Source organism: Roseburia sp. 499, assembly GCF_001940225.2.
GTDB lineage: Bacteria > Bacillota > Clostridia > Lachnospirales > Lachnospiraceae > Petralouisia.
The window spans coordinates 1,733,368-1,746,575 of sequence record NZ_CP135164.1; the positions used below are offsets into that span (position 1 = coordinate 1,733,368).

Below are 13,208 nucleotides of genomic sequence, written 5' to 3' on the forward strand. Positions count from 1 at the left end.
TTTTTTTTCTATTCTATGCACAGCTTTTATTATAAATGATACTTATTCTTGTACGCCATAATAGCAGCTATTGTCTTGCCATCCTGAATCTCTCCCTGATAAATTTTCTGACATAGTTCTTCCAATGTATACGCCTTTAATTCAATTTCCTCTCCTTCATCCAATCTCTGCTTTGATGAAATTAAATTTCTCGCTACATATACATCTATAAGTTCATTGCAAAATGCCACGGTAGTTTTTAGCGAAATTAAAAATTCCAAATTTTCACAACGATATCCCGTTTCCTCTTCTAATTCTCTTGCTGCACATTCTGAAGTCGGTTCTGTAACAGAATCTCTTGCTCCCGCTGGAATTTCCAATGTAAAACGCTCTAATGCATTTCGATACTGTCGTACCACCAGTAATCTTCCATCATCTAAAACTGCAACTACTGCAGCTGCTCCTTTTCTGTGTTCCACATAATCCCATTTTTCTATTTTTCCATCCGGTAATTCCATCGAATCACTATAAATATCTAAAATAGAACCTTGGTATATCAATTCTCTTTTTACACGTTTTATCACTTTTCTTTTCCTCCTATATGATAAAAAACCGTCATATATTCACATATATAACGGTTTTCTTCACTTTTCATTATTGTCCTAAATTATTTTGCATATTCTGTAACACGTGACTCGCGAATTACATTTACCTTAATCTGTCCAGGATATTCCAATTCACTCTCAATCTGTTTAGAAATATCACGCGCTAACAGTACCATATCTGCATCATTAATCTGTTCTGGAACTACCATGATACGAATCTCTCTACCTGCCTGAATTGCAAAGGACTTGTCAACACCCTTAAATCCATTAGCAATATCTTCTAACTGTTTCAATCTGTTAGAGTATGTTTCCAGTGTTTCTCTTCTTGCCCCCGGTCTTGCTGCTGAAATCGCATCAGCTGCCTGTACCAGACATGCAATCAAAGATTCTGGTTCCACATCTCCATGATGTGCTTCTACTGCATTAATTATAATTGGACTTTCTTTGTATTTTCTACACAAATCCACACCTATCTGAATGTGGGAACCTTCCACTTCATGGTCTACAGACTTTCCAATATCATGTAACAAACCAGCTCTCTTTGCTAGTCTTACATCAAGACCAATTTCTGCTGCTAAAAGTCCTGATAACTGTGCCACTTCAATGGAATGCTTTAATGCATTCTGTCCATAGCTTGTCCTAAATTTCATTTTACCAAGTAAACGAACAAGTTCTGGATGTATACCATGTACACCAACTTCTAACGTTGCTGCCTCTCCTTCTTCTCGAATCATGGTTTCTACTTCTTTCTGAGCCTTTTCTACCATTTCTTCGATTCTCGCCGGATGAATACGTCCATCCACAATCAATTTTTCCAAAGCAATACGTGCTACTTCTCTTCTTACCGGATCAAATCCAGAAAGAATCACTGCTTCTGGTGTATCATCAATAATCAAATCTACACCTGTCATAGTCTCAAGGGTACGAATATTTCTTCCTTCTCTACCGATGATTCTTCCTTTCATTTCATCATTAGGAAGTTGCACTACAGAAATTGTAGTTTCAGACACATGATCAGCCGCACATTTCTGAATAGCACTTACGACATACTCTTTTGCCTTCTTTCCAGCTTCTTCCTTTGCTTTGTTTTCCATTTCTTTAATTAATTTTGCAGTATCAAGCTTCACATCATCTTCAATTGTTTTTAAAAGATAATCCTTTGCTTGTTCAGAGGTTAATCCAGAGATTCTCTCTAGTTCCTGCACACGTTTCTCGTGTAGTCTTGCAACTTCTGCTTTTTGCTTGTTGATTTCTTCTTCCTTTGCTGCAAAACCTGCCTCTCGTTTCTCAATTGCTTCCAACTTCTTATCCACATTTTCTTCTTTCTGGATAATACGCCGTTCATTTCGTTGAATTTCATTTCTTCGCTCTTTGATTTCTTTGTCCAATTCATTCTTGTTCTTAATGGACTCTTCTTTAATCTCGAGCATAGCTTCACGCTTCTTCGTTTCAGCATTTTTAACAGCTTCATCTATTATTTCTCTTGCCTTTTCTTCTGCGCTTCCGATTTTAGATTCTACAACATGCTTACGGTAAGCCAGTGTCACAAGGTAAGTAATAGGTACTGCGACAATCAACGTGACCACTACAGCGATAATGATTCCTTGCACAGGAGCACCTCCTTATGAAATTTTCATTGTACATATAGTAAAACATTTTCGTTTTTAATATGTCATATACAATAAATTGCACTTATTCTATACAATCTATAGACATAAATAACAACATATTGATTTTATACTTTTTTCAATATTATGTCAAGTAGCACACACAGGAATTCTACATCATTCTAAAACCCGTAAAACATCCTCTGAACGAAACCCCTTGCGCATTAAAAACTGATACATTTTCTGTTTCTCCTTAATGTCATTACTTCCAATAACATAATGTCTCTTTTCTATCCACTTCATAATCAGTTCTTGTTCTGTTTCCGCTTCGTATTCAGCTTCTATTGCCATCTCAATAACCTCACGGTCAACTCCCTTTTGTATCAAGTCTACTCTTATCTGACGCTTGCTTTTTCGTTCTTTCTGACATCTAACATAAGTTCTTGCATAACGATTATCATCAATATAATGATAATGCTTCACATAAGAAATCGCATCTTCTATGATATCTTCCCCGTAAAAGCCCTGTCGCAGCTTATCTCTAAGCTGCGACTCTGTTCGGTCCATCTTTTCTAACAAAAACATGGCTCGCTTTCTGGCTCTTTTTATTAAAATCTCATTTCGAATTTCTTCATATACTTCGCTTGTAAGTTCCTGCTCTTCTTTCAAACCAAACTTACGAATCTCTCCTTTGTATAAGACAAAAGAAATTCCTTCTTCTGTCCGTATCATCATACGTTTCTTATCTAATTCAGAAATCTGTGTAATCAGCATTTCCTACTCCTTTGTTATATCCTGTTCTGCTTCCTTTTTTGCCTCAGGTTCTTCCTTATTTTCTTCCGGCTTAAAATGTTCTCTTACCTTTGCCTCTACTTCTGCACAAACTAATTCATTTTCCTTTAAATATTGTTTTGCATTTTCACGTCCTTGACCAATCTTCTCACCATTATAAGCATACCACGCACCGGATTTATTAATAATTCCAAGGTCTGCCGCAATATCCAGAATATCACCTTCTCTAGAGATTCCCTGACCAAACATGATATCAAATTCTGCTTCTTTAAATGGCGGTGCAACTTTATTCTTGACCACTTTTACTCTGACACGGTTTCCAATAAACTCTCCACCTTGTTTCAATGTCTCAATTCTTCTTACATCCATACGAACAGAAGAATAAAATTTGAGTGCACGTCCTCCGGTAGTAGTCTCAGGATTACCAAACATAACTCCTACTTTTTCACGAAGCTGATTGATAAAAATAACAATACAGTTAGACTTACTGATTACTGCCGTTAACTTACGCAATGCCTGTGACATTAGCCTTGCCTGAAGCCCCACATGAGAATCACCCATATCACCATCAATTTCCGCCTTTGGAACTAACGCTGCTACCGAGTCAACAATTACAATATCCACAGCTCCGGAACGAACCATAGTTTCTGTAATCTCCAATGCCTGCTCTCCGTTATCCGGCTGTGAAATATAAAGATTATCAATGTCTACCCCTATATTTTTAGCATATACAGGATCCAATGCATGTTCCGCATCAATAAAACCTGCAATTCCTCCCTGCTTCTGTACTGCTGCTACCATATGTAATGCTACTGTAGTCTTACCACTAGATTCCGGTCCATATATCTCAATGATACGTCCCTTCGGTACGCCACCTACTCCTAAAGCTAAATCCAGACTTAAACACCCAGTAGGTACTGTTTCTACATTCATATTCGCTACGGAATCTCCTAATTTCATAATGGAGCCCTTTCCGTAATCCTTTTCAATTTTCGCAATTGCCGCGTCTAATGCACTTAATCTATCATCCTTTGCCATGTCTATTCTCCTTCTTTCACGAACTTATGTTCGTTATCTGTTTATTATATTAGTATACTTTGTTTTTCTTGTCAACTGATTTTTGACGAAATGTCATAGAAATATGCGACCTTTACTCCACTTTAATTTCACTCTTAAGAAGTCCTTCCACGAAAAAGGACAGCTGCCTTTCGCAACTGTCCTCATTATAAATTGTCACCCAATCCACGTCAAGCCATTAATTTTTTAATCTGCTCCAATGTCTGGAATCCAACTGCTCGTCCTGCTTCTTTTCCATCTTTAAATACAATTAAAGTTGGGATACTCATAACACCAAACTGTTGTGCCAATGCTCCCTCTTCGTCTACATTAAGTTTTCCCACCTTAGCAATTCCTGCCATCTCGTCTGCCGCCTGCTCTACTACCGGTCCTTGCATCTGACACGGACCACACCATGTTGCCCAGAAATCTACTAATACCGGTACATCACTCTTTAATACCTCTGTTTCAAAATTGTCCATTGTAAACTTCATTGTTGCCATATGATTGCCTCCATTCCTATGTTACTTATTATTAACCATTTCTAAACTTCTTATATATTTTTATATATTTTACCACATATTTCAGTGACCTTGTCACATTTTGCTAAAATAGTGTTAAATTTTTCTTTCTTTCTTGAATCCCTACGGATGATACATTAAAATTGTATTATACTTAGGAATAAAGGGGTTATTATCTATGAAAAAATGCTTGCATTCACAAAAATTACACGACTTTTTAATTGCATCGTTTCTGCTGCTTTCCAGCACTATATTTTGTTTTATTCTGTTTTTCTGTATTTCAAAAAATTCCGCAAATATTGCACTTTTATATCTCTTAGGAATCATAGCCATTGCTTACTATACCAATGGTTATTTTTATGGTATTCTTGCTTGCTTAGTGGGCGTGGCTCTTATTAACTACTTTTTTACCGCACCATATTTCTCTATAAATTTCACTATTGCCGATTACCCTTTCAGTTTTTTATTCATGCTTGCTGCCTCTGTTATTACAAGTACTACTACCTCTCACTTAAAAAAACAAGCTGAAACACTGGCACTTCATGAAAAACAACTGGCAGAGGCTGACAAAGAAAAAATGCGTGCAAATCTTCTTAGAGCTATTTCACATGATTTACGCACTCCTGTGACCAGTATCCTCGGAGCTCTCTCTGCTTTAGAAGAAAATGACGATTATTCACCACAAGAGAAGAAAAAAATCATTCACAATATTTATGATGATGCCAGCTGGCTTCTAAATATGGGCGACAACCTTCTCTCCATTACACGCATTCAAGGACCCGATTCCAAATTAAAAACTTCGCCCGAACTGGTAGAAGAAATTATATCTGAGGCTGTTATTCGTTTCAAAAAGCGTTTTCCTTCTGCTGAAATTGAAGTCTCTATCCCTGATGAATTTTTGCTAATTCCTATGGATGCCACACTCATCGAACAAGTAATAATAAATCTTTTGGAAAATGCTCTGGTTCATTCCAAAAGTCAAAAACCAATAAAACTTTTAGTTGAAAATCAGCCTGATACGATTTGCTTTCATGTTATTGATTACGGAATTGGAATTGATCCTAAATGCTTAGATAGTATTTTTGACGGAACCTGTGGCTCTAGTCCTTCTGATGTCAGAAAAGGAATGGGAATTGGTCTTTCCATCTGCAAAACCATTATTTCTGCTCATAATGGTTCTCTTACTGCTCGTAACCACCAACATGGCGCAGAATTTTTATTTACATTACCAAAGGAGAATTCAAATGTCTAAATTTAATATATTAGTAATTGAAGACGAAAAAAATATCTGTGATTTTATTACGAAAGCCCTTTCTTCTCACGGATACCATGCCGTTTCCGTAGGAAGTGGTGCCACTGCCCTTTCTCTAATCACTTCTTTGTGTCCGGATGTTATCCTGCTTGATCTTGGCCTCCCGGATATGGATGGTATGGAAATTATCAAACAAGTTCGCACTTGGTCTGATACCCCTATTATTGTCGTCTCTGCCCGTACCCAAGAAGATGATAAAGTTCTGGCTCTAGATGCCGGTGCCGATGATTACCTTACCAAGCCATTTGGTACTTCGGAACTGCTGGCACGTATCCGCACTTCTCTACGCCATAGTAATAAGCTTCAGAATGGAACGGGATTTTCCCAAAAGCCCTACTGCGCGAAAGGGCTCAAAATTGACTTTTACAAACGTACTATTTCCATTAATGGAGAATTTATTCATTTAACTCCGGTGGAATATAAAATAGTTGCCTTTCTAGCTCAAAATTCCGGAAAAGTTATGACCTATTCCGCTGTCATGAGCAATGTTTGGGGACCTTACGCCGAATCGGATAATAAAATTCTCCGGGTAAACATGGCCAACATTCGCCGCAAACTGGAGAAAAACCCGGCAGAACCCATTTACATTTTCACAGAAGTGGGAGTTGGCTATCGTATGACAGATGATGAAGAATCTTGCTAGTCTTGAAACAAACACTAAAAAAGTGGACAGAAATATATCTATATCTCTGTCCACTTTTGCTATGTAGCCAATCTAAAATTCTATCACACACTCTTTTTCGTTTCCATAGCATTTCATGCAAATAAAAATGTTCCGCAAATATCATGGTTTCTTTTTGAATTAGCATTTAAAATATGACGAAAAGGTTTGAAAAATCTTTTTTATTTATCCCCTCTTCACTATAAATTCAATTTATAGTTTTTATTCGCGAACATGCGAATATCTTCCGCCTGCTGGTGCTGATTTATAGCATGAAATATAGCTATACTCTGAAAGAAGCATTCACGGGACTTGTCTACCTGCCCTGTCTCTGCCAACAGTGTTGCTTTTTGATATAATAGCATGGGAAATCCCCTCATTTTTCCATGTGCAATACAACACTCTAACCCCTTTTCACATAGAGGCAGGGCATCCTCATAGCTTCTTTCCCTTAAAAGCCAACTCACCATATTTTGAATAATTGCAGGATATTTATCGGCCCCTTTTTCATCCGGAATATGTTCTTCCATATATTTCTTTAACCCTATAAGAATTTGAAACGCTTCTATTTTCTTTCCCAACTCATAATACAGGCAACCAATATCATTTAAAATTGTTATCTCCTGAAAAGTCAAAAAATGATTCTTCATATGAATTCCATCAAAATCCGGTAACGTTAACCTCACAGCTTCCAGCATCATCTTCAAAATACTCTGTTCCCTAGCACCTTTCCGTTTTTGCAGAACTGCTTTTGCATACAAAATATGCTGTTCCTCCATGCATACGTTTACATTAACCTTTTTTAAAGATTCTACCTGTTGCTCCAGTCGGCGTATTAACTGTTTCGTTCTTTTTTCATCCGCATTTTCAAGGCTTATTGCTAACTTTTTCCCAGTTTCATAAATTATCAGTTCTTCTTTCCCCGCATAAGTAGGACACAGATAATCTGCAATCCCTAATCGCTGCGTTACTGCTTCCAATACTCTTTTACTGGGAATCTGTCTACCATTTTCAATTCTCGAAAGCGTAGAAACTGCACATATTCCATAACATACTTCTTCTTGAGAACACTTCTTTCGCTCTCTTATTTCCTTAAGAATCTCTCCAATTGCATAATTGGACATTAGGGCACTCTTCCTTTCCGCAAACCGCCCCTCAATGCTTGCGTAAAAGAATATATAGAAATACTTTTTCCGATTGCAACAGAAATTCAACTTTTGCGTTGCAGAAATGACATTTGCATATCTATAGAACCGCTTCTACATCCTCCAACTGCTCAAATTCTTTCTTTTCAAATTCCTGAATAGAAATGCTTTTTTTATTAGGGTTTGCAAATACGAAAGTCTTATCTACATTTTCCAGATAATTCTGTATTTTATCATTGGTAGCACTGATAATTACCTGGAATCCCAGACTTCGTATTAAGCTGATACAACTTGCCACCTTTTCTCCATCCATCTTAGAAAATGCCTCATCCAACACTACCAATCGAATGGTTGGTGTTCTCAAATACTTTGTATTCAATGTAATGCGATAGGCCTGTGCAAAACTTGCCAATAACGCCACATACAATGGGTTCTGACCTTCTCCACCGGAATTTTTTCGAAGCATTTTGCTAAGTTTTAATTTCATGTCAGTACCATCTTCTCCACGCACAATCTGTTGCATATCAAAGGACAAATAAGTACGATAATCCGCGTACTTATCCATATTTCTCTTTGCTTCCTCCTGCTCTTCCGGAGTGGCATCCACCGGTGGAATAAAAATAGACATCAATTCATTAATCAAATCACCATACTTGTCCTCATGCTTCATGGTAAACATGTTCATCTGGTTATCCATATTATCGTTTAACTGAGTCGGATTGATTTCCAAATCCTCATCCATAAACATATCATAATATTTTCCGTCTTCTCCTGTATTCTTCTTAAAGACAAACTGATATTTATCCTTACCGAAATCTAATCCGGCAATAATTTTATTCAACTCATCCTTTCTTGTCATGGCATCCTTGATAGCACTACGTATCTTGAACATAAAATCATCTTTAAAATGCTCAACTGCTGACTTTGCCTGTTCTTTTGCAAGCTTCTGGAATCGCTCCAAATCATTAAATTGTAATTCCTCTAACAGATTGTCGTACTGTGTATTCTCTTCGCTTGCTGCGCCAAATCCACGATTCGGGTACTTTCGCAAATACTCACTACGTATTTCTGTAAGTTGGCGGAATAGCTGTTCTTTCTGTTCTGCCCCTGTTTCCTGACGCGCCGCATACCGACGTCTTAACTGTTCCAAAGTAAGACGATGCTCCTGTTCAATTACAGTAGCAATTTCCTGTTCTAACTCTGCTTGCGGTGCAAAATCCTTTTCCAGCAATACCACTTCCTGATTAACCTGAATGTACTCTCGCTCCTCTTCGGCAATCTGGTCAGTCTGACGTACTTCTCCGGCTCTTGCCTCGCGTATATCTGCCTCTTTTTTCTGAAGTTTCTTTTCTACTTCCTCTTTCTGCAACTTCAGTCCTGCCACATCTTTCTGCTGTAATTCCATAATACGGCGTTCTAAGCGCGTCTTTTCCTTCTGTTGCGCAGGAATCCGTTCTATATCAGAAAGCCATTCGCAATAATGTTCCGTATTCTTCTCTAAGGCTTCCATCGCAAGCAAATTATCTAACTTCTGTAATTCCTCTTCTAATGGCAACTGTTTCTTTTCCAATTCATCCCGCTGTTTTTTCAACATAGCCATACGTCGTTTTAAGCTTTCTGCACCAATGTATGCAAACTTCGTATAATTATTAGGATTCATATGCTGCAACTTATACCCCTGATATAGCATACAGTCATCTGTTACCCCAATAGCATGCTCCCTCATTTCATCAATGGAATCACACTTAATCACGTTTCCAAGTAAAAAGTCAATGTAACTTCTTACATAATCTTCCTTTGTCTTTACTGCCTCTGCCAATGCCCCCTGCTTTACACGATGCTCTGTTTCCATTACTTTTTCAGTATCTAATATTGCTACTCTGGAAAACTTCTTCTTATCCATCTGTTGATACAATTCCATTGCCTGCTTGGCATATTTGGGTTCCACAATTAAGAGTAGCTTATTACTGCCCATATAACCTTCTACCGCATTCCGCCAACGCTCCTCTGCAATATCCAATAAATCTGCAAGTACACTTACCTTTACCGCTTTTCCATTCTTTTCGGAAAGGGTCTGATACAGGTATTGTCTTGCCTCTATGATTTCTCTTGGATATGCCTTACTTCCCTTATGCAATTCAGAAAGTTCTGCATTCACTTCCTTGGATTCTCTGCGAATTTCTTTTACCTGTGAAGCGATACTCTCTCTTTCCTCTATAACTTCTTCTCGTAATTCCTGAATGGAACGCTTTAGGGTCTCTAATTCCTCTTTTTCTATCTCGTATTTACAGAATTTTTCCACATCCCACAATATGGCATTACTTGCCATATCATTATCTGCCCATTCCTGTAATCCTGCTGCAGTTCTGTCCCACTCTGCCTTACTTCTTTCTAGTCGTTCCAGCAATTCATTTACACTTTTTAACTGGTCTTTCGCTTCTTCATATCCCGTTTCTGCAATAAGACGTATCAGTTCCTCCTTCTGCCGATTGATTTCCTGACGTTCCTGCTCCCAAACCTCAATCTGTTCCTTCAGCTTTTCCAAATCTTTTTTGTGGAACTGAATCTTTTCTTCTAATTCCCCTATTTCTTCTTTGCCCCGTAGAATCTCAAGTTTCTTCGTAAAATATTCGTACTTTTCAATCTCTTTTCGCTTCTCTTCTACCTTTTCATAAGCCTGCGAAATCTCCTGTAAACGATTGATTTCTTCTGCCGTATCCATAATCTTTTTCTGCATTCTTCCATACTGAATTACACTTTCCTGCATGTCCTCAATATGGATATCCTGCTCCATACAGATATATTCCTTTACAAAATCTTCCAATCGACTGTTCATCTTAAAAGGGATAGCTCGTTTAAAAAGCATAGGGAATTTCTCCATATCCAGTCCGCCCAGATAATCATCATAAAGCTTTCTGCGGAAAGTCTCATTTCTGGAAGTAACAAAATATTCACTTTTATCAAACTTGCGGGTGAGGTATTCCTTCACTTCTTCTGTAGACATGACACGCTTTTCCATACGATAATTATTTTCCAGCAATTCCCCTTTATGCCAGAAAAAGTATCTGGAAATCTCATTGGTTGCTGTTTCTACATCAAATACGATTCCCACACATTGCTTTTCACCTGTATCAGTACGTTCTAATTCCAACACAATCGTACTGGAAAAATCACGATTCCGAAGATATGCATTCTCATTGTTATCTTCGATATTTACCATTCCACGAAGATATTCAATGAGGCTTCGGTCCGAATCCTCTGCTGCCGCCTTGTTGAAAAATCCCCTTCCGTCCGTATTGGCATATAATACAATCTGCAACGCATCAATAATTGTAGACTTTCCACTTCCGGAATGTCCCGTAAAAAAGTTAATTTCTTTGTGAAAGGACAACACCTTTCGGTCTATATAATGCCAGTTATTCAGGCACATTCGTGACAAAGCCTCAAACCGGTCTTTATTTTTATTGGTCTCCATCTGTTGTTCCTTCCTCCTCTTGTTCCTTCGTTTCTGCCTCTTCTATTTCCGTCTCATCCACCTCATTCGCCACAAATACCTCTTCCTGTTCGTTTTCCAAAGCCGTATCCTCCTGGAAACTTTCTAAAAGATGTTTTACTTCCTCTCCTAAGAGCACCATATTGATACACGGATAAATAATAATTCTAGTCTCAGACTCCAGTTCCTCTAATGGGTCTAATACTTCCACTAATTGATATTTCTTTAACAAGACAAGGGTACGTTTAATTTCTGTAAGAGATGGTCTGTCTTTTAACAAATTAAAACTTCCTACCCGCTCGTTAATCTCTCCCAACGTAGTATAAATATTGATGCTGGTAGATGCTGATGCCATCTGTTCATCATAAATTAATTTCAAAATCAGTAAATAAATAGTCGCAAGCTTAGAAAGTCGTTCCGGTGCAATGCCCTCTCCACGAATATAAATCACACCACTCGGTATATTTTCTACAATTTCCATACCGGCAATCTTAAAATACTCTTTCAGAAATTCCAAATGTTTACTTAGAATCCGATATTCGCGATTAAAGATAAAACGTCCGGTACGCTTCTCATATTTTCGTTCTAACACAAAGGTCTGCTTTAATAATGTCTGTATTACCTCGGTCAACTGCTGCTGTTCCTCTTCCGGTAATAAATCAAAATATTCTATCATTCTGTTCCTCTCCTAATAAAAGTAAGTTTTGGATATACATAGTTTCCGTTATCCACAACTTCCTCTTCTTTTACATTTACCATATATCTACTGTTTTTCTTTCCTGCATAATCGTAAGCAAGAATCAATTTTTCAAAATCTTCATCGCTCTTTACAGTTTCTTCATTCACCTTTACATTGCCATCCATATCTACATGCATTTCTAAGAATTCTTCAATCTGACGTCTGCTATACCTTCGATGAATCTGATTCAACCGTAAAATATCTTCCTTCGAAAGTTCTTCATGTTCCTCCTCTGGCTGAAGATTTTCAATAAAGTTCTTTCGTGGTGCCCTTTTACGATATAAAGACTTCTCTGTTAACGTTTCAAAACTTGCCAAATTCATATGTTCTGCTGTTCGTGTAAGCATACTATCCTGCTGTTCATGGGAAGAAATTTCATTCAAAAGCTGAATAATCATCCCCTTCATACTTCCTTCTCCATCCAACAGATAATTCAATCTTACCACCGTTGCCTTAACATACTTCATATGTTCCTTGTCCATATTGGCAATTCTGCGTTCAATGTCATCAAAACCATGGTCAATACGCTCTAAGGTTTCAATAATCTCTTGTTCCGTTACATTTCCTTGCTCTCGGTTTTTGATTGCCATAATCCAATCATAATCACTCTGCATTTCCCGAAGCCACTGCTTAATATCTGTCTTATAAATGTAAAAGTTATCGCTCGTCTTTAAAATGTGATATTTTTTTCGAATAATCTCTTCCACATAGCCTTCCAGATGGTCTTTCAGTAAATCTCCATAAAAATCTTTTTCCAAGAGACTTGCAAAAAACTTGTCCATATTGTGAAGCATATCCTGCAATGATTTGTTCAATTTTCTCGTATTCACCAATGCTGTTTTTAATAATCCCATATTGGCTCTTCCATCATTTTTTAAAGAAAATAAGATTGCATAAACGTTTTGAATATAGACTTCCGTATCGTCCATATCCTCACTGGTAAGCTTTTCAAATGCTTCTATAAAAATTGCTGCATAGTCAGGAATAATAATATTGGTTACCTGCGCGTAATAATCTTCTAACTTTTTCAGCCACTGGCTTTTTAACAACCAGTTTAAAATACGATTAGCCGGGGTTTCCAAAATGTCCAACTCTGTTTCGTTTTCTTCCCGTTCCATTCGAATCTTTTTCTGGGAAAAATACTCACTCAGAATCCGCACACATGCTTCCCGGCTCAAAAAGTAACTCTGGTATTCATATTCTTCATTAATAATCAATAAAGCCTCTATATAAGTGTCCCGATTAGGCGATCGGAACAGACTATAGAAACTATCTGGTATGTCATATTGGTATTCCAT

The 13,208-nt window shown here is 37.5% G+C and carries 11 protein-coding genes; 2 read left to right on the plus strand and 9 right to left on the minus strand.

The window, feature by feature from the left end; all coding sequences use genetic code 11:
* Positions 1-29 precede the first annotated feature (29 nt).
* The 5 genes from BIV20_RS08660 to trxA form a co-directional block, all read right to left on the minus strand.
* Positions 30-563: an NUDIX hydrolase gene (locus tag BIV20_RS08660; RefSeq protein WP_330554283.1), complete on the minus strand. Its 534-nt coding sequence runs from the start codon at positions 561-563 to the stop codon at positions 30-32.
* An 83-nt stretch (positions 564-646) separates the two neighbouring features.
* Positions 647-2,194 (minus strand): ribonuclease Y, encoded by a 1,548-nt coding sequence (rny, locus tag BIV20_RS08665; protein ID WP_075720100.1) that lies wholly within the window; start codon positions 2,192-2,194, stop codon positions 647-649.
* Between the two features lie 174 nt (positions 2,195-2,368).
* A complete protein-coding gene (locus BIV20_RS08670) occupies positions 2,369-2,965 on the minus strand; it encodes a regulatory protein RecX (protein ID WP_075720102.1) in 597 nt (198 codons plus the stop codon).
* A 3-nt stretch (positions 2,966-2,968) separates the two neighbouring features.
* Positions 2,969-4,021, minus strand: coding sequence for a recombinase RecA (gene recA, locus BIV20_RS08675; protein WP_075720104.1), 1,053 nt, complete (start codon positions 4,019-4,021; stop codon positions 2,969-2,971).
* A 209-nt stretch (positions 4,022-4,230) separates the two neighbouring features.
* Positions 4,231-4,542 carry a thioredoxin gene (gene trxA, locus BIV20_RS08680; protein ID WP_075720106.1) on the minus strand — a complete coding sequence of 104 codons (312 nt, stop codon included), beginning with the start codon at positions 4,540-4,542 and terminating at the stop codon, positions 4,231-4,233.
* Positions 4,543-4,738: 196 nt separating this feature from the next.
* Here trxA and BIV20_RS08685 point away from each other — a divergent pair, with 196 nt between their 5' ends.
* Positions 4,739-5,812 (plus strand): sensor histidine kinase, encoded by a 1,074-nt coding sequence (locus BIV20_RS08685; RefSeq protein WP_075720108.1) that lies wholly within the window; start codon positions 4,739-4,741, stop codon positions 5,810-5,812.
* Entirely contained in the window at positions 5,805-6,515 is a 711-nt protein-coding gene (locus BIV20_RS08690; protein WP_075720110.1) for a response regulator, read from the plus strand. The genes BIV20_RS08685 and BIV20_RS08690 overlap by 8 nt, the downstream gene beginning before the upstream one ends.
* A gap of 218 nt (positions 6,516-6,733) precedes the next feature.
* Here BIV20_RS08690 and BIV20_RS08695 read toward each other — a convergent pair whose 3' ends face one another.
* The 4 genes from BIV20_RS08695 to BIV20_RS08710 all read right to left on the minus strand — a co-directional run bounded on the left by BIV20_RS08695 (position 6,734) and on the right by BIV20_RS08710 (position 13,208).
* Entirely contained in the window at positions 6,734-7,657 is a 924-nt protein-coding gene (locus BIV20_RS08695; protein ID WP_075720112.1) for a helix-turn-helix domain-containing protein, read from the minus strand.
* Between the two features lie 121 nt (positions 7,658-7,778).
* The gene (locus BIV20_RS08700; protein ID WP_075720116.1) at positions 7,779-11,153 is read right to left on the minus strand and encodes an ATP-binding protein; all 3,375 of its coding nucleotides are present in this window, start codon (positions 11,151-11,153) and stop codon (positions 7,779-7,781) included.
* Entirely contained in the window at positions 11,140-11,847 is a 708-nt protein-coding gene (locus tag BIV20_RS08705) for a DUF4194 domain-containing protein (RefSeq protein ID WP_075720118.1), read from the minus strand. Before BIV20_RS08705 ends, BIV20_RS08700 begins: the two co-directional genes overlap by 14 nt.
* On the minus strand, positions 11,844-13,208 hold the full coding sequence (locus BIV20_RS08710) for a Wadjet anti-phage system protein JetA family protein (RefSeq protein ID WP_075720121.1): 1,365 nt from the start codon (positions 13,206-13,208) through the stop codon (positions 11,844-11,846). Before BIV20_RS08710 ends, BIV20_RS08705 begins: the two co-directional genes overlap by 4 nt.